Below are 20,416 nucleotides of genomic sequence, written 5' to 3' on the forward strand. Positions count from 1 at the left end.
ATATCCCCAGGCAGTTGAGGGAAGCGCATCGTGCAGTTCCGCCAACAGGCCCTTTCCAAGCTGCAATCGCCGGAAGAGATCGATCTTCCGGTGCGTTTCGCCCGGCCCCAGGGCCGGCTGGTGCTGGCCGTCACCGTCGTCGCCATGATTGCCGCCGCCGTATGGGCCGTCACCGGTACCGTCTCCTCCACGGTCACCGCCCCCGGCATCCTCACCCATGCCCAGGGCAGTTACGTCCTGCAGAGCCCCGTCGCGGGACAGGTCACCGCGGTGCTCGCCGAGGAGGGCGACCGCGTACGGGCCGACGCACCCCTGCTGAAGGTGCGTACCGCCCAGGGCGACGCCGTCGTGCGCACGATCGCCGCGGGCAGGCTGACCACGCTCGTCGCCGCCATCGGTTCCGTGGTCACCACCGGCGCCGATGTCGCCGCCGTCGAGCGGGCCGACGATCCCGACGACCCGCTGATGGCCGTGCTGTACGTGCCGGCCGACAGCGGATCCACCGTGCCCGTGGGCGCGCGCGTCGATCTCACCGTCCACTCGGTGGCCACGCAGGAGTTCGGGATGCTGCGTGGCCGGGTCAAGGCGGTCGGCCGCACTGCCCAGACCCGCCAGCGGATCACCGCGTTCCTCGGCAGCAGCCAGCTCGGCGAGCAGTTCTCGCAGGGTGGCCAGCCCCTGGCCGTACTGGTCGAGCTGAACCGCTCCTCGCGTACCAGGTCCGGCTACGGCTGGTCCGCCTCCCAAGGGCCGCCGTACGCACTCGAGTCCATGACGCCCGCCACCGGTGCCGTCCGTCTGCGCGAGCAGCGCCCGGTCGACTGGCTCCTGCCATGACCGGATCCCACGACTCCGCCGCCACCACGCAGCAGAAGCTGCCGCCCGCAGACCGCAGGCGCCGGCGCCCCGACGAGCCGGCAGCGGGCCGGCGCGGCTCACACGGCACCCGGCGCGCCCAGGCCCGCCGGCGCCCCAAGAGCAAGAAGACCAGCACGGTCCGCACGCCGACCGTGCTCCAGATGGAGGCCGTCGAATGCGGCGCAGCCGCGCTCGCGATGGTGCTCGGCCACCATGGACGGCACGTGCCGCTCGAAGAGCTGCGCATCGCCTGCGGCGTCTCCCGCGACGGCTCCCGCGCCAGCAACATCCTCAAGGCGGCCCGCAGCTACGGCCTCACCGCCAAAGGCATGCAGATGGAGTCGACCGCCCTCGCCGAGGTGCAGGGCCCGGCCATCCTCTTCTGGGAGTTCAACCACTACGTCGTCTACGACGGCACGGGGCGCCGCCTCGGCCGCCGCGGTGTGTACATCAACGACCCGGCCAAGGGACGCCGCTTCGTCCCCATGGAGGACTTCGACACCAGCTTCACCGGTGTCGTGCTCGTCCTCGAACCCTCTGCCGCGTTCCGCAAGGGCGGCCGCAGACCGGGCGTGATGAACGCCGTACCGGCGAGGCTGCGCGGCACCTCCGGCACGCTGCTCGCCGCGCTGCTCGCGAGCCTTCTGCTCGTAGCCGTCGGCGCGGTGGTGCCCGCGCTGAGCCGTACGTACATCGACATGTTCCTGATCGGCGGGCAGACCTCCCTGCTGGGCCCGCTGTTCGCCTCGCTCGGGGCGACCGTGGCGCTGACGGCCGTGCTGACCGGCATTCAGCAGGCGAATCTGCTGCGCGGGCGCGTCATCTCCTCGACCCTGAGCAGCGCCCGCTTCCTGCGGCATCTGCTGCGCCTGCCCGTCACGTTCTTCGCCCAGCGCAGCCCGGCCGACCTGGTGCAGCGGCTGCAGTCCAACGACGCGGTCGCCGAGACACTGGCGCGCGACCTTGCCGCGGCCGCCGTGGACGGGATCGTGGTCATTCTCTACGCCGTCCTGCTGTGGACGTACGATCCCCAGCTCACCGTCGTGGGCGTACTGATCGCGCTGCTCAATGTGGTGGCGATGCGGATCGTCGTACGGCTGCGGGCCACGAACACCCAGAAGCTTCGCGCGGACAGCGCCCGCCTCACCAACACCTCGTACACCGGACTCCAGCTGATCGAGACCATGAAGGCGACCGGTGGCGAGAACGGATACTTCCGCCGCTGGGCCGGTCAGCACGCCACCACCCTGGAGGTGCAGCAGCGCCTGGGCGTCCCCAGCGCGGCCCTGGCCGTCGTCGCCCCCACCCTCGCGACGCTCAACAGCGCGCTGATCCTGTGGATCGGCGGCCTGCGGGCGGTGGAGGGCCATATCTCCATCGGACTTCTCGTCGCGTTCCAGGCGCTGGTGGCCCGCTTCACCGCACCCATCACCCGGCTGAACGGGGTGGCGGGCCGGATCCAGGACTTCGCCGCCGACGTCGCCCGGCTCAAGGACGTCGAGAGCTTCCCGGTCGACGGGCTCTACACCCGCGACCAGCCCGCCACCGACACCCGTCGGCTCAAGGGCCATGTGACGCTCACGGACATCACCTTCGGCTACAGCCCCCTCGACCAGCCCTTGCTGAACGGATTCTCCGTGGCGGTCGGTCCTGGCCGCCAGGTCGCACTCGTCGGCGGCTCAGGCAGCGGCAAGTCCACGGTCTCCCGGCTGATCGCCGGCCTGTACAGCCCGTGGGAGGGAGCGATCCGCATCGACGGACAGCGGCTGGAGGACATCCCCCGCAGCGCGCTCGCCGCCTCCGTCTCCTTCGTCGACCAGGACATCTTCCTCTTCGAGGGCACGGTCAGGGACAACGTGGCGCTGTGGGACCCGTCGATCCCCGACGAGGCCGTCGTCGCCGCACTGCGTGACGCGGCGCTCTACGACGACGTGATCGCGAGGCGCCCCGAGGGCATCCACAGCCGCGTCGAACAGGACGGGCGCAACTTCTCCGGCGGGCAGCGCCAGCGCCTGGAGATCGCCCGAGCACTCGTACGCCGCCCCAGCATCCTCGTGCTGGACGAGGTGACCAGCGCCCTCGACGCGGAGACCGAACGGATCATCATGGACAACCTGCGCCGTCGCGGCTGCGCCTGCGTGGTGATCGCCCACCGCCTGAGCACGGTGCGCGACAGCGACGAGATCGTGGTCCTCGACCACGGCGCGGTCGTCGAACGCGGCCGCCACGAAGAACTGGTGGCCGCGCAGGGCGCGTACGCCCGGCTGGTCAAGGAGCACTGACGTGTCGTCCGCACATCCTTACGCAGACCTCGGCCCCGGCACGGCGGCCACGCCGCAGGTGGTCACCGACCCCGTCATCCACGCTCTCGGCGGCCTCGGCGCCCCCGTCGACTGCACCGGAGTGCGCAGCCTGCATCTCGAGGGACCGCAGGTGCTGTGGCTGGTCGTGGGCGGTTCCCTGGACCTCTTCGCGGTGGACGCCGCCGCCGAGGGCCACTGGCACTTCCTCGGCCGCCTCGAGGCGGGCACCCTGCTGCTCGGCCCCGTCGAAGGCCCCCAACACACCCTGGTCGGCAGGCCCGCGCAGGGCTGCCTGCTGCACCGCATCCCGCTGCGGGAGCTCTACGTCCCCGAGCACGCCGGACACCCCGGATACCCGGCCCACGTCGGCTACGGGGCCCATGACCCGTACGACACCTACGCGGGCCACCCGCCCGCACCCACCCCGCTCGAGCACGCCTTCGCGCTCGGAGTCGGACGCAGTCTGGGCGTGCTCTTCGAGGCGCCGCTGGACGGACGGCCCGCCGGTGAGGAGGCGATGGCCGACGACGACATCCTGTGGATGCCGGTCGAGCCGGGAAGCGTGCAGTACGGGGCGTCCTACAGTGCGGAGGCTGCGGGCGATCTGCTGATCGAGGCCGGGATGTGGCAGCGGATGGTCAACCAGCAACACCGGCTGCTGTCCGCGGTCGACGGCTGGATCGAACGCCTTGAGCGGGCGCACGAGCACCGGGCTGCGGCGGGCATCAAGGCGGGTGCGGCCGTCCGTGCCAGCGCCGACGAGGCACTGCTCGCCTCCATCGGCCGGCCCGAGCGCGGCGCCCGCGGCGCCGCCCGCGCGGACGGCGCCGACGACGACGCGACGTTCGCGGTGTGCAGGCGGGTCGCCCAGGCGGCCGGGATCACCCTCGGTGAGCCCCCGAAGGGCGGTGCCGCGGACGACCGCGGCACCTGGGACGTGCGCATCTCGCCCGTCGAGCGCATCGCGGTCGCCTCCCGGATACGTACCCGTGCGGTGAAACTCGACGGACGCTGGTGGCGCTCGGACACCGGCCCGCTGGTGGGCCGGCGGGCCGCCTCCGGCGCGCCGGTCGCACTGCTGTGGCGGCGCGGACGCTACGAGGCCGTGAACCCGCTCACCGGTTCGCGGACCCGTATCGGCAAGGACAACGCCGACGAGTTCGAGCCGCGTGCCGTCATGTTCTACCGCCCGCTGCCCGAACGGCCCGCGAACATCTGGCGGTTGGTGCGGTTCAGCCTGCGCGGCACCCGCCCGGACCAGCGCAACCTGCTGCTGAGCGGGCTGGTGACCGTCGGCCTCGGAGCACTCGTACCCATCGCCACCGGACAGGTGCTGGGCGTCTATGTGCCGGGTGCCCGCAACAGCCTCATCGTGCAGGTCGCCCTGGCTGTCATGATCACCAGCATGGTGTCGGCGGCGTTCATGCTGATGCAGAACCTCACCATCCTGCGTATGGAGGGCCGCATCGAGAGCAGCCTCCAGCCCGCAGTGTGGGACCGCCTGCTGCGACTTCCGACGAAGTTCTTCACCGAACGCTCCACCGGCGAACTGGTTAGTGCGGCGATGGGTATCAGCGCGATGCGCCGGGTGCTGTCCGGGATCGGTCCGGTCGCTGTCCAGGCGAGCACCGTCGGTGTGATGAACATCGTGCTCCTGCTCTGGTTCAGCGTCCCCCTGGCGCTCGCGGCGATCGCCATGCTGCTGGTGATCGGCGCGGTGTTCCTGTCGCTCGGTCTGTGGCAGGTGAGGTGGCAGCGGCGGCTGGTCGAGCTCGGCAACAAGCTCAACAACCAGGCGTTCCAGACACTGCGGGGGCTGCCCAAACTCAGGGTCGCGGCCGCGGAGAGCTTCGCCTATGCGGCCTGGGCGCGGCAGTTCGCCCGCTCCCGAGAACTCCAGCAGCGGGCCGGCCGGATCAGGAATCTGACGACGGTGCTGGATGCCGTGTGCCTGCCGCTCTGCTCCCTGATCATGTTCATGCTGCTGGCGGGCCCGGCCCGCGGCAGCATGTCCGCCGGTGCGTTCCTCACCTTCAACACGGCCGTGACCATGCTGCTGACCTCCGTCACCCAACTCACCGGTGTGCTGGTGTCGGCGGCCGCCGCACTGCCCATGTTCGAGCAGGTCAGGCCGATTCTGGACGAGTCCCCGGAGGTACGCGGCAGCAGTGCGCAGCCCGGCGCGCTGGCCGGCGGCATCGAGGCGCGCAAGCTCTCCTTCCGCTACACCGACGACGGCCCGCTGGTCCTCGACGACGTGTCCCTCCAGGTGCACCCGGGGGAGTTCGTCGCGATCGTCGGGCCCAGCGGCTGCGGAAAGTCGACCCTGCTGCGGCTGCTCATCGGCTTCGACCGGCCGGCCTCGGGCAGCGTCCTGTACGACGGCCAGGACCTCGCCGCACTCGACCAGGCGGCCGTGCGCCGTCAGTGCGGCGTCGTGCTGCAGAACGCCCAGCCGCTGACGGGATCGATCCTGGACTGCATCTGCGGCGCCGAGACCTTCTCCCAGGAGGAGGTGTGGGAGGCCGCCGAGATGGCGGGACTGGCCGAGGACATCAAGCGGATGCCGATGGGACTGCACACCATGATCGCCGGAGGCGGAGCGATCTCCGGCGGGCAGCGGCAGCGGCTGATGATCGCTCAGGCACTGGTGCGCCGCCCGCGCGTCCTCTTCTTCGACGAGGCCACCAGCGCGCTCGACAACGAGACCCAGCGGATCGTCATCGAGTCCACCCGGCGGCTTCAGGCGAGCCGCCTGGTGATCGCACACCGGCTCTCCACCGTGATGGACGCCGACCGCGTGATCGTGATGGCCGACGGGCGGATCGTGGAGCAGGGCCGGCCGGCCGATCTGCTCGCCGACACCGCGGGCCACCTGCACGCGCTGGTGCGGCGTCAGATGGCATGACCCGGCCGGACCTCGGCTCCGCCGGGCCCTGTCCGGGCGGGTTCTTGCCGGGCCGGCCCTCGAGGACAGCCAGGGGCGCCCCAGGGCCCCTCTCCCGGATCGGACCGGATCAGAAGGACAGGCCGTATCGGAAGGGCAGGCCCTACCGCCTGCGGTGCGCGGCGCCGCCCGTCGTCAGGAGCGCTTCGGTGACGAGCCGGACGCCGCGGGCGAGACGGCCCAGCTGCTCCAGCTCGATCGCGTACATCCGGATCGTGTTCTCGATGACCGCCTCGGCCACACCCAGCGTGGGCAGTTCGGCCCGGGACGTCTGCAGTGCCACCCGCACCGCGCGCATCTCGTGCTGAAGCTGAAGCTGCGCATGGCGGGCGAGAAGTATGTGGTGGCGGTTGAGCGGCGAGTATGCGGCGTAGCGGGCCGGCAGCAGGTCCCGCAGCCATCGGGCGGCCGTGCGCTCCCAGTCATGGGACCCGGGGGCCTTGACCTGGCAGGGCCAGTCCGGGCTGAGCGTGGTGAGGGTCGTCTGGGACATGGGCGTCGCTTCCGGATGGTGCCGAACTCTGGTCAAGAGAGTGTTGGCGGCCTCGGCCCAGGGGTTGACCGAGGCCGCCAATGGGCGCTCCGCAGGGTGCGAAGGCCCGGATTGAACACCAGGCGCGGCGCGAGGAGGGAGCGTCGTGCCCGGGTGTTCGGTTCTGTGAGGGCGTGGGTCTCGCTCTCCGTGGCATCGGGGGACCCGGCCGCCATGTGCAGTAAATATATATACCGTCGAGTAAGCAAGAGTATGAAAAATTTCATGCATGCCCGGGCATGAAAATCTCACTGCACGGAGTGGGTGAAATCAGTCTTCGAGGAAGAATTTGTGCTGATCGGCGACCTGCTCGTACCCCTCGAGCCGCGCCTGCGTCCGCTCCGGGTCCGCATCCGCCATGGCCTGCAGCACGGCGGCGGACAGCACCCCCGGAGCCGCGTACGAGTCGAACACCAGCCGCGACCCGGTGCCGGCGGTCAATGCCACGTCCGCCTCGTCCACCAGCGGGCCGAGCGTCAGATCGGTGATCAGCGCCACCCGCAGCCCGGTGCTGCGGGCGGCCCGTACCGCCGCCAGCGTCTCGTTGGCATGGCGGGGCATCGCGAACGCCAGCACCCATGTCCCGCCCGCGGCCCGGGACTGCAACAGCCCGTCGTACGCCACGCTGCCGCCACGTGTCACCAGGCGCACGTCGGGATGGATGCGACGTGCCGCGTAGGCGAAGTACTCGGCCAGCGACACCGAGATGCGAAGGCCCAGGATCGTCAGCGGCACCGAACGGGCCAGCTCGCGGCCGATGTCCAGCACCTGATTGGTGTCGGCGAGCAGCCGGCGCAGACTCTCCAGGTTCTCGATCTCGGCATCGACGGCCGCCTGCAGTTCGTTGCGGCGGATCTGCTCCCGGGTCTCCGGCGAACCGGCCACCGCACTCAGCGCGATGGGCTGCAGCACGTCCCGCAGCGCCGGGTAGCCGCTGAACCCCAGCGAGGTCGCGAACCGGGTCACCGATGGCTGGCTCACACCGACCCGCTCCGCGAGCTCCGTGATGGACAGGAAGGCGGCCTCGGTCAGGTGGTCGATCAGGTACTGGGCGATGCGCCGCTGCCCGGGGGACAGCCGATGGCCGCCGAACAGTGCGCGCACCCGGTCAGCCGGGGCGGGCTCGTGGTCCGCAGCCTTCCCTCCCGGCGTGATCGCAGCCGCCTGCGCACGTGCCTGCTGCCCTGATGGCACCGGTGTGCCTCCTTCTCGTGACGCTCGTGTTCAACATAGCTCACTCACCGTGGCCGCCCCCATGAACGTCGGCTCGCGCGAAACCGCCCGGCACGGTCGCCCGCTCGGCCGCCGGGCGAAAGGATGCGCTGCGCGGCAGCCGGGGAGCATGCTGGCAGTGTGACCTGGTTCGGCGCGGCCCGGCGCACGCCACACGACGCTGCCGGTGCTGTGGCGGCGGCGGCAGACGGGGGGAGCACCCGTGCCCGATGAAGTGGCCCTTGCGATCGCGCAGGCCGAGGTGGCCGCGATCGAAGCCGTCGGGGGCTTCGCCGGCGGAGTGTACATGCGCTCCAGCACACCGGGGCTGCTGCGGCTGGCGGTGGTCGCCGGGCTCCCCACCCAGCTGTTCCGTCCCTGGACGCGTATGCATGTGAACCGCCCGTTCCCGTTGTCCGACGTGTACCGCTCGGGCCAGCCCGTGTTCCTCGGCGATGCCGAGGAGTCCATGCGCCGCTACCCGCAGCTGATGGCGGGTCTGCCCTTCCCCTTCGGGTCGCTGTACGTGCCGATCATCAGCGAGCACGAGAAGTTCGGTGTGATGGCCGTGCTGCGGCCTGCCACCCCCGGCGTGCCGATCGACAAGGCCGACCGTGCCCAGATGATCGGCACAGGGAAGGGGCTCGGCGCGATGCTGACTGCCATCGGCGAGAAGGGTTCCCGGGTCGAGTGGGACGGGGAGGCGGTGGCCGTCACACTGCCCGTGCGCACGGCGCCTCCGGTACAGGTCGGCCGCTTCGACTGGAACATCGACACCGGCGCCGTGCGCGCCGACGAGGGGCTGTGCGCGATTCTCGGCATGGACCCCGCCGAATTCCCCGGCACCGTCTGGGCCTTGGCGGAGCGCCTGGCACCCGAGGACGCGTACGGCCTCTGGGCGATCGCCCGGCAGGCGGCCGAGTCGGACCGGCCGGTGTCCCGCAGAATGCGTCTGAACGGGCCGGACGGGCGACCGCATGTGCTCGAGGTGTCCGGCCGCCGCGTCGACCCGCCCGCCGGGGCAGAGGGCATCCGGCTGACCGGGCTCCTGGTCGACCTCGGCACGACGCCCGTGGTCTCCCAGGCAGCGGACCGGCTTCCGCAGGGCGTCTTCACTCTCGACCGTCTCGGACGGATCACCTACGTCAACCGCAATGCCGAGAAACTGCTCGGGCATGCCCGCGACGAACTGGTCGGACGGGTGCTGTGGGACGCGCTGCCGTGGCTGGGCCAGGCCGGCCACGACGACCACTACCGGGCGGCGTTGATGACGAGGGACCCCGTGCGCTTCCAGACCAGGACGCCGAGCGGGACGTGGCTGTCGGCCTCCCTCCACTCGGGGCGTGAGGGACTCACCGTCGAGCTCGAAGGACAGGAACCGCCCGCGTACACCCCGGAGTCGGTCATCGTGCCCGGCCTCGGTCTCGGGTCCACGGCCGACCGGGCGGTGGCGCTGTACCGGCCGGTCGCCCTCGCCATCGCGCTCACCGAGGCAGTGACAGCACGTCAGGTCTCCGCCGTGGTCACGGAGGAGCTGCTGCCGGCGTTCGGCGGCCGCCAGCTCGCGATCTACCTCCTGAACGAGCGGCATCTCTATCTGGCGTGGGAGACCGGCTTCCCCCGCGGCTTCCTCGACCGCTTCGACGGCGTTTCCATGGAGGCCCAGCTGCCGGGCGTCGAGACGCTCACCAGCGGCCGGCCGATCTTCTTCGAGTCCATGCAGCGGCTCGCCGACGCGTATCCGGGCATCCCCCTGGACGCCAGCGTCGGTGCCCGGGCGTTCCTGCCGCTGATCGCCTCCGGCAGGCCGGTCGGTTCCTGCATCCTCGGCTTCGACCATCCCCGGGGCTTCAGCCCCGAGGAGCGCACGGTCCTCACCGCGCTCGCCGGACTCATCGCCCAGGCCCTGGAGCGGGCCCAGCGCTACGACAGCGAAGCCGCCCTCGCCCGCGGCCTGCAGAACGCGCTGCTGCCCCACCGGCTGCCCGTGGTCGAGCACTTCGACACCGTCGGACGGTATCTGCCCGGCACCCAGGGCATGGAGGTCGGCGGGGACTGGTACGACGTCATCGAGACCGGCCGCGGACTCGCCCTGGTCATCGGCGACGTACAGGGACACGGTGTCGCCGCCGCCGCCACCATGGGCCAACTGCGCAGCGCCGTCCGGGCGTTCGCGCTCAGCGGCTTCGAGCCGAGGGAAGTGATGAGCGGCACCAACCGGCTGCTCATCGACCTCGACCCGGGCCAGTTCGCGAGCTGCTGCTATGTCACCCTCGACCCCGGAACCGGCCTCGCCCAAGCGGTGCGGGCCGGTCATCTGCAGCCGCTGCTGCGCCATCCCGACGGCAGAACCGAGGTGCTGAACCTGGCCGGCGGCGTGGTCCTCGGCGTCGACGGAATGGCCAGCTACCCCATCGCCGAGCTGCAGCTCGAGCCAGGTGCGCTGCTCGCGCTGTACACCGACGGACTGGTCGAGCAACCGGGCGCCGACATCGATCTCGGCATCGAGCGGCTGCGCGGCGCCCTCGCGGACATGAGCACGTACACCCTCGCGGAGACGGCCGACCGCCTGATCAACGAGGCACGCCAGGAGGTCGACCGCCCCGACGACATCGCGCTGCTGCTCGGCGCCCGCTGGCCCCGCAGGGACCCCGGCCACGAGTGAGCGAAGGCCGCATGCCGTCGCGCGGGTTCGGCTTCAGGGCTGTTTCACAGATGCTGAAGGAGCCGGTCGGGAGTGAGGGGCAGTTCCCGCAGCCGCACACCCACCGCGTGATGGACGGCGTTGGCGATGGCGGCGGCCGTGCCGACGATACCGATCTCGCCGATGCCCTTGCTGCCCATCGGGTTGAGGTGCGGGTCGTCCTCGGCGATCCAGTGCGCCTCGATCGCGGGCACGTCCGCGCTCACCGGCACGTGGTAGGAGGCGAGATCGCACTCCGCGTAGTTCCCGAAAGCCGCGTCCATCGTGCTGCTCTCCATCAGAGCCATACCGAGGCCCATCGTCATCCCTCCGACGAACTGGGACCGCGCCGTACGGGAGTTGAGGATGCGGCCGGCCGCGTACACACCGAGCAGCCGGCGTACCCGCACCTCGCCGGTCACCGTGTCCACCTGCACCTCGGCGAAGTGGGCGCCGAACGCGTGCCGGGCGAAGGGTGATTCCCCGCTCGTCTCCTCCTTGGTGTCCACCGAGACGGTCAGCCCCTCGGGCGGCAGAGCACCGGACCGTTCGGCGAGCAGGGCGGCAAGCTGCGAGCACGCCTTGTGCACGGCCCACCCCCAGGAGGCGGTGCCCGCCGAGCCGCCCGCCAGCACCGCGGCCGGCAGATCGCTGCTGCCGATGTCGACGCGCACCGCATCCAGCGGCACGCCGAGCACATCGGCCGCGACCTGGGCGAGCACGGTACGCGCGCCGGTGCCGATGTCCGTGGCGTTGATACGCACGAGGTACGTGCCGTCCCGGCCGGCGTGCGCACTCGCCCTGGAGGGGGCGAGGAACACGGGGTACGTGGCCGACGCGACGCCCGACCCCAGCAGCAGATCCCCCTCCCGGCGCACGCCCGGCCGTGGATCGCGCTGGTCCCAGCCGAACCGCCGGGCCCCCTCCCTCAGACAGGCGGCGAGATTGCGGCTGCTGAAGGGGCGGCCGCTGTCGGGCTCGGTGTCCGTGTCGTTGCGCAGCCGCAACTGCACGGGATCGACCCCGGTGGCCACGGCGAGTTCGTCCATCGCCGACTCCAGCGCGAACATCCCCGGTGTCTCACCCGGCGCACGCATCCAGGAGGGGCTCGGCACGTCCAGAGCGGCCAGCCGGTGGACCGTACGGCTGTTCGGCGAGGTGTACATGACCCTGGCCGGCACGGCCGCCTGCTCCACGAACTCCTTGATACGCGAGGTCTGCGTGACGACCTCGTGGGCCAGCGCGTCGATCACACCGTCCCGGCCGGCCCCGAGCCGTACCCGGTGCAGCGTCGGCGCGCGGTGTCCCACGACCGCGGCGAGCTCACGCCGGGGGAGCGCGAGGGTCACCGGCCGGTCGGTGTGGCGTGCGGCCATGGCCGCGAGCACCAGCTGCGGACGAGGTGTCCCCTTGGAGCCGAAGCCGCCGCCGACATGCTCGGAGACGACGGTGACCTGCTGCTTGTCCAGCCCGAACAGCCGCGCGAGCACATCCCGTACCACGGTGGATCCCTGGGCCGTGTCGTGCACGGTCAGCCGGCTGTCGTCCCAGCGGGCGGTCGAGGCATGCGGCTCCATGGGGTGGTTGTGCAGAGCCGTCACGGTGTACGTGGCGTCGATACGCACGGCGGCCGCGGCGAAGGCCGCGTCGAAATCGCCGCGTTCGCGCACCGCGGGGAAGCCGCCGTTGACCGTGTCGGGCGTGTAGATGCCCGGATGGTCCGGCCTGAGGTGCACATCGTGCTCCTCGGTGTCGTACGCCACGCGCACCGCATCGGCCCCCGCGCGGGCGGCCTCCAGGGTGTCGGCGACCACCAGGGCGACGTACCAGCCCCGGTGCGGTACCTCGGCGTCCTGGAGGACCGCGAGCGTGGGATCGTCCGGCGGCCGGAGCCGCGGCGCGTTCTCATGGGTGAGCACCGCGAGCACACCGGGCAGTGCCGAGGCCGCCTCGGTGTCGAAGGCCATGACCCGGCCGCGGGCGACCGTGGCCGGGACGGGCCAGGCGTAGGCGCGGCCGGGATGTGACTGCTCGGCGGCGTACCGGGCCGCACCGGTGACCTTCTCGCGGGCCTCACGCCGTACGGCGCCGGTGCCGATGGCGGCGGAAGTCCCGGTCATGACGTGCCCTCACCGTCCTGTGCGTCCGTGGCCAGGCCGGTCAGCACAGCGACGGCCAGATTGCGGGCGAGCGGCACCTTGAACCCGTTGTCGCGCAGCGGCAGCGCCCCGTCGAGCGCGGTGTCCGCGGCGCGCACGAAGGACTCCCGCGTGGCAGGCGCCCCGGCGAGCGCCGCCTCGGCCGCGGCGGCCCGCCACGGCCGGTGGGCCAGCCCGCCGAACGCCAGCGCGGCGCCGCGGACGGTGCCGTCGTGGACGTCGAGCACCGCGGCCACCGAGACGAGCGCGAAGGCGTACGAGGCGCGGTCGCGGGCCTTGCGGTAAGCGGTGCGCTCCCCGGCGGGGCGGGGCGGCAGCTCCACCGCGGTGATCAGCTCGCCGGGACTCAGCACGGTGTCCGACTCGGGATGGTCGCCGGGCAGCCGGTGCAGATCACGGACCGGGAGGCGGCGCTCTCCCGCCACCCCCTGCACATGGACCGCGGCGTCCAGGGCGGCCAGAGCCACCGCCATGTCCGAGGGGTGCGTCGCGACGCAGTGCTCGGAGTGGCCGAGCACCGCGAGATCGCGATGGACGCCGTCGCGCGCGGGGCAACCGGTTCCCGGGGCGCGCTTGTTGCAGGGCTTGGCGATGTCCTGGAAGTACGTGCACCGGGTGCGCTGAAGCAGGTTGCCGCCGGTCGTGGCGGTGTTGCGGAGCTGCCCCGAAGCTCCGGCCAGCAGCGCCTGGGACAGTGCGGTGTAGCGACTGCGGACCACCGGATGCGCGGCGAGGTCGCTGTTGCGGACATTCGCGCCGACCAGGAGACCGCCGTCCGGTGTGACGTCGATGTGGTCCATCGGCAGCCCGCCGACGTCGATCAGCACCTCCGGCGTGGCGACGCCGAGCTTCATCAGGTCGACGAGGTTGGTGCCGCCTGCCAGGTACTGGGCACCGGGCCGCCCGGCAAAGGCGGCGACCGCCTCCGCGGGGCTGTCGGGACGGAGATAGGCGAACGGCTTCACGGTGCCACGTCCTCGATCGCCGCCACGATGCCGGGATAGGCGCCGCAGCGGCACAGATTGCCGCTCATCCGCTCCTGGATCTCCGACCGGGTCAGAACGACCGGCTCGGAGGAGGGACGGTGCGGATCGGTCACCAGAGAGGGCCGGCCGTCCGCCGCCTCGGCCAGCATGCCGACGGCGGAACAGAGCTGGCCGGGTGTGCAGTAGCCGCACTGCAGGGCGTCCCGCGCGACGAACGCCTCCTGCAGGGGGTGCAGCCGCCCGTCACCGGCGAGACCTTCGACGGTGGTGATGCGCGCGCCGTCGTGCGCGATGGCCAGGAGCAGACAGCTGTTCGCGCGCCGTCCGTCGACCAGCACGGTGCAGGAACCGCACTGGCCGTGGTCACAGCCCTTCTTGGTGCCGGTCAGATCCAGGTGCTCGCGCAGCGCGTCCAGGACGGTGGTGCGGTGGTCGAGGGTCAGCGTGTGCGCGGTCCCGTTGACGTGCAGGGCGACCGGGGAGCGATGAGCGCCCGCGGCGCCCGGTGGCTCGGTGGTCGGATCCACGGCGCGTTCCCCTCGGTCCGGTTTCGATCGTTCTGTCCTGTCCTATCAGCCCGGCGGCGATCGTGCGCTCTTGTCGCTCACGCCCTGCGGCGAGGCTCGGAACGGCCGTTCCCGGCGGGTCCGCAGCGCGTGGCGTGGCGTACCGGCCGTGAAGGAGCGCGCGGGAGCACGGTGCCGGCCGGGCCGCCACCTGGGGCCCGCCGGCGCACGTACACGGGGCCCGCCGGCCCAGGTGTGGTCGCGGCCGGTGTGGCGGTGTCCTTCGGCTCAGCCGCCCTGTCCGCCGGTGCCGCCGGTGCCGCCGCTGTCGTCGGAGTCCCGCGGGGGCTTCGGCGGTTCCGGCTCCGGCGCGGGCCGGCTGGGCAGGTTCCCGTAACCCGGCATCTCGTGCGGCCACAGCTGTTCGTCGGGCTCGAAGGCGTCGGGCTCGCGGCGGCTCTCGATGTGGGTCCCGTGTTCGGGCGGCTTCGGGATCTCCTCCCGTTGCGGCGCGGTGTCGCGCCGCCGGCGGCCCATTTCCATGACGACCCAGACGAGCAGCACCAGCAGCCCGATGACGATGAGGGAGAACACGATGACTGCAGGCGCCCCCTCGCCGGCGGCGAGGAAGCTGGGTGCGTCAGCGGCCGAAGAGCTGAAAGTGACCATATGGGGCGGGTACCCGCTCTGAGCCGTATATCCGCCAGGAGGGGGAAGGGATCGCCCATCCGGACCGCACCCGGGGGCTCGGGCCGCCTCGCCCGGGGCGCCGGGCCTGCCGGGGCGGCACGGCAGGCCGGGCTCGGGCCCGCACACGTCGTGGGTCCCGGGTGCTCCTTCCGGGCGGACCGGGACCGCTCAGCCGTCCTGAAGCGTGGCGAGATGGCGGGCCAGCGTGTCCGTCGACTGGAAGGTCGCCCCGAACAGCCCCACGTGCTTCCAGTGCAGTGTGCCCTCCGCGGTGATCAGAAAGACCGCCCGGCGCAGACCGATCCCGGGCGCCGCGACCCCGAAGGCGCGCGCCACCGACCGGTCCGTGTCGGCGAGCAGCGGCATCCTCAGTCCGTACTTGCGCGCGAAGCTCTCATGGCTGTCGACACTCTGCGGGCTGATCCCCCACACCTCCGCGCCGCAGTCGGTGAAGGTCTCCAGGCCGCTCGAGTACGAGCACAGCTGCTTGGTGCACACGGCCGTGTCGTCGCCCGGGTAGAAGGCGAGCACCAGGGGCCTGCCCTGCTGCTCGTGCAGCGAGAAGTCGCGCCGCTCGAACGCGCCGTCGCGCGCTCCGTCCACCAGGACCCCGCCGGGGAGGGTGAAGTCCGCGACCGGCGCGCCGATTTCGGGTGCTGCTGCCATGGGAACTCCTGCTGCTCTCGTGGGTACGGGAAGGCATCATGTGTTCCCAGCATTCTTACTCCCCGGTAGGGAAGTGCTGCGCGCGGGTCCCGCCCGCAGCACTGTCACCAAGTCCCTGACGGCTTCCGAGCGGACAGTCGGTCAGCGGATCGGCGGAGTTGGGCCCGCCCGGCCGGGAGCGGGCCACCGTGTGGCTGGGCGCCGGCTTCGTGCCGTTGTCCAGCCAGCCCTCCAGAGCCGTGAACGCCGAGCGGTGGCACGGCGTCAGCGGCCGCAGCCTGTCCGGGAAGGCGTCGTACAGCGAATCCACATGGGTGCCGCCTTCGATGCGGTAGTAGCGGAACAGCCCGCCGCGGCCCGCGTCGCGCACCATCCGCGCGTACACGTCGGAGTCACGCCCGATCGGCAGCAGCACATCCAGCGTGCCGTGCAGGGTGATCAGCGGCTTTCCGATCCGGCCCGTGAGCGCGATCCGGTCCACCGCGGTGCGCACCTCGCGCGGGCGGGCGGCGTAGTCGTAGTCGGCGTCGCAGGCCGCAGTGCCGGGCGCGCAGAACGGCGTCCCCGCCTCCGTCGCCCCGTCGAATCCGGGATCGAGCTCCTCCCGGTAGATCCGCTGGGTCAGATCCCAGTAGTACTGGTGGTGGAACGGCCACAGGAACTCCGAACCCTCGGGATATCCGGCCGCGACCATCTCCGCGTGCGCCTGAGTCGCGCCCGCGCCGCCCGCCGCGTACACGGGATAGCTGCGCAGTGCGGGCGGCAGGAAGGTCAGCAGATTCGGCCCCCGTCCGCGCCACAGCGTGCCCTCCCAGTCGACACCGCCGTCGTACAGCTCGGGATGGTTCTCCAGCTGCCAGCGCACCAGATAGCCGCCGTTCGACATGCCGGTGGCCAGCGTGCGGGACGGCGGCCGGCGGTAGCGCTGGGCGGTGACGGCGCGGGCCGCCCGGGTCAACTGGGTGACGCGGGCGTTCCACTCGGCGATCGCCTCGCCCGGCTCGTCACCGTCACGGTGGAAGGCTGCCGAGGTGTTGCCCTTGTCGGTGGCGGCGAAGGCGTACCCGCGGGACAGCACCCAGTCCGAGATCGCCCGGTCGTTCGCGTACTGCTCACGCACTCCGGGTGAGCCCGCGACGACGAGGCCCCCGTTCCAGCGGTCGGGCAGCCGGATCACGAACTGCGCGTCGTGGTTCCAGCCGTGGTTGGTGTTGGTGGTGGAGCGGTCGGGGAAGTAGCCGTCGATCTGGATGCCGGGCACTCCGGTGGGTGTGGCCAGACCCGCCGGTGTCAGCCCTGCCCAGTCGGCCTTGTCGGTGTGACCCGTGGCCACCGTTCCCGCCGTGGTCAACTCGCCGAGGCACGACACCACTTGGCGTTCCGCACCCGGCACCCTCAGCTGGGCCGTCCGGGCGCAGTGCGGTGACCCCGTCGCACCGTCCGCGGGCATCCCTGCGGCCGGCACGGTCGTCAGGGTGAGCAGCAGCGCGGCGCCGCCCGCGGCGCGTACGGTCCGGTGGAGGGGACCGTCCGGTCTGCGCAGGCGGCCGGGGACGTCAGGGCGCAACGGCGGGGAGAAGGGCACGAAGAACTCCTGTTGACATGGCGATTCAGGGACACAGCGATTCAGGGACAAGGGAACTCAGGAGCGGGCGGCGTCGGCGATGAGGTGGTGGCCGGCCGGAGGACGTGCCTCGTCAGAGCGCCCGGGCCGGAGCGGGGAGCCCGCCGGGACCGCGAGAACGGCGCACCGCCGGACGTGGCCTGCCCGGCACGGGCCGGTCTGTACACAAGGGCAGCCGAACCTCCCTCAGGCGACTGGGATGCCGGTCACAGTAGGAACCGCGGGCCCGCCGGGCCATGGTGACGCACCCCATGGACACGAGCGCCGAGGACGGTGCACACCCCGTTGCGGGACGGGGTACCGGGGTGCTACGGGCCGGTCCGATGCTGCGGCGGGGTGCTGCGCGCGCGGGACGCACTGCTCAGGAGGCGGGCTCCGCCGGGGAGGCCGGGGCCGATCCGTCCGAGGACTGCGGGGCCTGGTCGGTCGACTGCGGAGCCTCTTGAGGCGACTGCGGCACCGAGTCGGGCTCGGGCTCCGGCTCCGAGGGCGGCGAGTCGGGCTCGGGCGAGGTGCCCTCACCGGGCGGGGACGCCGGCTTCTTGGGGCTCGGCGTCTCGGAGGACGGCGATTCGGGGGAGCCGGACTCGGAGGACGGCGACTCGCCGGTCGGAGGACAGCTCTTGTCCGACCCGTCCGCAGGGCACCGGGAGTGGGGCGGTGACTCGTCCGGGGACGGCAACGCCTCGTTCTTCGGGGGTGCCGTCTCCTTGTCCTTGCCGCCTGTGTCGCCCGCCGGACGCTGCAACCACTTCTTGTCCTCGGCGTCGTAGATGACGAACTTCTCCACCTCCGTGACCGCGGGCGCCACCACCACGACGTTCGAGGGGCGGTAGCCGGGCCAGGAGTCGCCCGTCGGCTCCAGGGTGCCCTTCTGGGCGACCGGCGGCAGCAGCGGATTGCCGCAGGCGCAGCGCACCCTGGGCACTCCCCGTTCGTCGATCAGCACGGCGGTACCGGCCTGCAGCACCGCCTGATAGCTGGTGGCCGATCCGTCCTTGTAACCGTGGTTGGTGACCCGGGTGTCCCAGCGCAGCTGCACGGGCGTGAGCGAGCGCAGATAGGCGGGTACGCTGCCGGGCTCGATGTCCAGGACCTCGGCGAACGCCCGGTTCTTCGACTGGTCCGCGCCGAGGGCGCTGATCTGCTTCTCCACGTCGCAGCTGGCCACGTCGCGGGTTCCGCCGTACAGGCCGGGCGCGGATCCCCGCACGCTGCGGATGACGTTGGCGCCGGACTCGGCGGTGCTCGGCGCGGCCGGCGACGCCGTCGGTGTCGCCGGCGCCGTGCCGTTCACCGTCGACTCGGTGAACGGAGCGGGACCGGTCGACGAGGCTGCCTCGAGAAAGAGCTCCTTCTCGCCACCGGATCCGCCGCCCGGTCGGGTGAGCACAACCGCCAGCACCAACGCGGCCACCAGCGCCGTGGCGATCGCGGCGATCCGCGGCACCGACCGCCACCAGGGCGGGCCGGGCTCCGGCCCCGGAGCTCCGCGCTGTGGCCCGCTGCCGGGCGGCGGCCCGGCCGGCCCGCCGCCGAACGTACCGCCCGGACCGGGCGGCGGCCCCGCCGGTCCGCCGCCGGACGAACCGCCCGAGCCGCCGCTGGGTGGCGGTGGCGGTGCGGCCTCCGGCCGGGAAGGACCCGACAGCGGGCCCGACGGGGGACCGGCGGGACCGTCCGGCGGCTGGGAGGCCGACGGCCGGGAGTTCGGAGGTGGGGAGTTCGGCGGTTGGGAATTCACAGCACTTCTTCCCGGTGTGGTAGGCGGAAAAGGTAGAAGATCTCCCGCTTTGTCACGCACCGTGCCTATTGTGTGCTCCGGATCCGGGCGGCTCGCAAGCTGACGCGGTCGGCCCACCCGGCGGGCGGGCCCGGACACCGCTGCTTAGCGTGGCAGCGTGAGTGAGCAGCCAAGGAGCGGCAGCGGACCAGGTCCCGGTACGCCCACCAGCCGTGCGTCACATGCGGCGCACGGCTGGCTGCAGGCCCTCCTGGCCGTGCTGGCGGCCGTCGTGGCCATGGCCGTCCCGGCCGCCCTCGGACTGTGGGCGGCAGGCGCGGCCGAGCTGCCCGAAGGCGCGTTCCTCGATGTCGCGGCGGCCGTCGTGGTGCTGGCGGCCGGCGGTTCGGTGGACATCGCCGGAGACGCCGGAGCGATTGCGGAGACCAGCGCCGACCTCTCGGTCCTGCCGCTGTCGGTGTCACTGGCCGGCGCCCTCGTCATCGCGGCCGGGTTCCTGCGGCCCCTGCGCCACCGTGCGGTGGCGGGCGGCCGCGAACTGGCGGGCTGGGCCCTGCGGATCGCGGTGCTGTGGGCGCTCGCGCTGATCGGACTCTCGGCGCTTGCCAGCCACACCTTCACGATCCCGATCGAGGACCCGACCGGTGCGATCATCGGCGACCTGCTGGACGCGACTCCCCGGCTGGGATTCCGCGCCGACATTCCGCTCACGGTCGTGTTCGGACTGCTGTGGCTGGCCGCTCTGCTCGTGCTCACGCTCCTGGTCTCACGCCGCGCTCCGCTGCCCCCCGGGCTGGTTCGTTTCCAGGAGTCCGTGCGCCCGGCGGCCTTCGCCATGGTCGTGCTGCTGCTGGCCTGCGTCGCGGTGGGCGTCGTGATCGGCCTGGTGGTCGCCGCGACCCGAGGCAACGCCGGCGACGTCTTCGCCGTGATCCTGCTCGGACTGCCGAACCTCGTCTGGCTCGCCTTCACCCTCGGACTGGGCGCTACCTGGGAAGGCAAGGTCGAAGGCCCGTTCGGTCTCCCGATGCCGCAGGTCCTGGAAGCCGTACTGCGCACCCCGGACGTCTCCACACTGAACATCCGGTCGCTGGCCGACCAGGACGCGAACGTGTGGTGGCTCGTCCCCGCGGCCGCGGTCCTGCTGCTCGGCGCCGCCTTCGTGATGGCGGTACGGTCACCGGCCCGGATGCGCGCCTGGCAGCACGCCCTGCACCTGGCCGTCGCCCTCGTCCTCACCGTCCTGATGATCTGCCTGACCGTCCGGCTCTCCGCGCACTACGGACTCTCCCTGCTGGGGCTCGGCGATCTCGGCGGCAACCTCTCCGGCGAGGTCCTGCTGCGCCCGCAACTGTGGACGGCGCTCGGGCTCGCCGCGCTGTGGGGACTGGTCGCCGGCTTCCTCGGCAGCCTCCTCGCCTCGCCGGTCCGCCGGCGCGGCGAAGTCGAATGATCGGTGGCCGGCCTGCGGGTGCGGTGTGGCAGGTGCCAAGCTGCCGGCCCGGG

General features: G+C 72.1%; 14 protein-coding genes. 5 read left to right on the forward strand and 9 right to left on the reverse strand.

Annotated features, from left to right (window positions below):
- Nucleotides 1-30 precede the first annotated feature (30 nt).
- The 3 genes from OHS70_RS33500 to OHS70_RS33510 are packed head-to-tail and all read left to right on the forward strand — an operon-like array spanning nucleotide 31 to nucleotide 6,069.
- Nucleotides 31-837, forward strand: coding sequence for an HlyD family efflux transporter periplasmic adaptor subunit (locus tag OHS70_RS33500; protein ID WP_328403750.1), 807 nt, complete (start codon nucleotides 31-33; stop codon nucleotides 835-837).
- Complete coding sequence (locus OHS70_RS33505; RefSeq protein ID WP_328403752.1) at nucleotides 834-3,140, forward strand: NHLP family bacteriocin export ABC transporter peptidase/permease/ATPase subunit; 2,307 nt, start codon at nucleotides 834-836, stop codon at nucleotides 3,138-3,140. The genes OHS70_RS33500 and OHS70_RS33505 overlap by 4 nt, the downstream gene beginning before the upstream one ends.
- Before the next feature lies 1 nt (nucleotide 3,141).
- A complete protein-coding gene (locus OHS70_RS33510) occupies nucleotides 3,142-6,069 on the forward strand; it encodes an NHLP bacteriocin export ABC transporter permease/ATPase subunit (protein ID WP_443062691.1) in 2,928 nt (975 codons plus the stop codon).
- Between the two features lie 142 nt (nucleotides 6,070-6,211).
- Here the strand turns inward: OHS70_RS33510 and OHS70_RS33515 are convergent, their stop codons facing one another.
- Nucleotides 6,212-6,601: a hypothetical protein gene (locus tag OHS70_RS33515; protein ID WP_328403754.1), complete on the reverse strand. Its 390-nt coding sequence runs from the start codon at nucleotides 6,599-6,601 to the stop codon at nucleotides 6,212-6,214.
- A 309-nt stretch (nucleotides 6,602-6,910) separates the two neighbouring features.
- Nucleotides 6,911-7,834 (reverse strand): MurR/RpiR family transcriptional regulator, encoded by a 924-nt coding sequence (locus tag OHS70_RS33520; protein WP_328403756.1) that lies wholly within the window; start codon nucleotides 7,832-7,834, stop codon nucleotides 6,911-6,913.
- Between the two features lie 241 nt (nucleotides 7,835-8,075).
- On the opposite strand from OHS70_RS33520, the gene OHS70_RS33525 reads away from it, so the two are divergent.
- The gene (locus OHS70_RS33525; RefSeq protein ID WP_328403758.1) at nucleotides 8,076-10,517 is read left to right on the forward strand and encodes a SpoIIE family protein phosphatase; all 2,442 of its coding nucleotides are present in this window, start codon (nucleotides 8,076-8,078) and stop codon (nucleotides 10,515-10,517) included.
- Nucleotides 10,518-10,561: 44 nt separating this feature from the next.
- Here the strand turns inward: OHS70_RS33525 and OHS70_RS33530 are convergent, their stop codons facing one another.
- The 7 genes from OHS70_RS33530 to OHS70_RS33560 all read right to left on the reverse strand — a co-directional run bounded on the left by OHS70_RS33530 (nucleotide 10,562) and on the right by OHS70_RS33560 (nucleotide 18,910).
- Complete coding sequence (locus OHS70_RS33530; RefSeq protein WP_328403760.1) at nucleotides 10,562-12,655, reverse strand: xanthine dehydrogenase family protein molybdopterin-binding subunit; 2,094 nt, start codon at nucleotides 12,653-12,655, stop codon at nucleotides 10,562-10,564.
- Nucleotides 12,652-13,659, reverse strand: coding sequence for an FAD binding domain-containing protein (locus tag OHS70_RS33535; RefSeq protein ID WP_328403762.1), 1,008 nt, complete (start codon nucleotides 13,657-13,659; stop codon nucleotides 12,652-12,654). Before OHS70_RS33535 ends, OHS70_RS33530 begins: the two co-directional genes overlap by 4 nt.
- The gene (locus OHS70_RS33540) at nucleotides 13,656-14,207 is read right to left on the reverse strand and encodes a 2Fe-2S iron-sulfur cluster-binding protein (protein ID WP_328403764.1); all 552 of its coding nucleotides are present in this window, start codon (nucleotides 14,205-14,207) and stop codon (nucleotides 13,656-13,658) included. Before OHS70_RS33540 ends, OHS70_RS33535 begins: the two co-directional genes overlap by 4 nt.
- Before the next feature lie 267 nt (nucleotides 14,208-14,474).
- Nucleotides 14,475-14,855 (reverse strand): DUF6479 family protein, encoded by a 381-nt coding sequence (locus OHS70_RS33545; RefSeq protein WP_328403766.1) that lies wholly within the window; start codon nucleotides 14,853-14,855, stop codon nucleotides 14,475-14,477.
- Between the two features lie 189 nt (nucleotides 14,856-15,044).
- Nucleotides 15,045-15,542 (reverse strand): peroxiredoxin, encoded by a 498-nt coding sequence (locus OHS70_RS33550; protein ID WP_328403768.1) that lies wholly within the window; start codon nucleotides 15,540-15,542, stop codon nucleotides 15,045-15,047.
- 55 nt (nucleotides 15,543-15,597) lie between these two features.
- Entirely contained in the window at nucleotides 15,598-17,127 is a 1,530-nt protein-coding gene (locus tag OHS70_RS33555; protein WP_443062692.1) for a tannase/feruloyl esterase family alpha/beta hydrolase, read from the reverse strand.
- 400 nt (nucleotides 17,128-17,527) lie between these two features.
- A complete protein-coding gene (locus OHS70_RS33560) occupies nucleotides 17,528-18,910 on the reverse strand; it encodes a DUF6777 domain-containing protein (RefSeq protein ID WP_443062693.1) in 1,383 nt (460 codons plus the stop codon).
- Nucleotides 18,911-19,067: 157 nt separating this feature from the next.
- Between OHS70_RS33560 and OHS70_RS33565 the strand changes: the two genes are divergently transcribed.
- Nucleotides 19,068-20,363, forward strand: a complete 1,296-nt coding sequence (locus OHS70_RS33565) for a streptophobe family protein (protein ID WP_443062694.1) — start codon at nucleotides 19,068-19,070, stop codon at nucleotides 20,361-20,363.
- The last annotated feature ends 53 nt before the right edge of the window (nucleotides 20,364-20,416 follow it).

The sequence above is a fragment of the Streptomyces sp. NBC_00390 genome, assembly GCF_036057275.1.
Lineage (GTDB): Bacteria > Actinomycetota > Actinomycetes > Streptomycetales > Streptomycetaceae > Streptomyces.

What these genes read in the sequence shown, in the direction of transcription:
- OHS70_RS33545 (WP_328403766.1), bottom strand. Translation starts at nt 14,855, where the DNA reads ATGGTCACTTTCAGCTCTTCGGCCGCTGACGCACCCAGCTTCCTCGCC.
- OHS70_RS33550 (WP_328403768.1), bottom strand. Translation starts at nt 15,542, where the DNA reads ATGGCAGCAGCACCCGAAATCGGCGCGCCGGTCGCGGACTTCACCCTC.
- OHS70_RS33515 (WP_328403754.1), bottom strand. Translation starts at nt 6,601, where the DNA reads ATGTCCCAGACGACCCTCACCACGCTCAGCCCGGACTGGCCCTGCCAG.
- OHS70_RS33530 (WP_328403760.1), bottom strand. Translation starts at nt 12,655, where the DNA reads ATGACCGGGACTTCCGCCGCCATCGGCACCGGCGCCGTACGGCGTGAG.
- OHS70_RS33505 (WP_328403752.1), top strand. Translation starts at nt 834, where the DNA reads ATGACCGGATCCCACGACTCCGCCGCCACCACGCAGCAGAAGCTGCCG.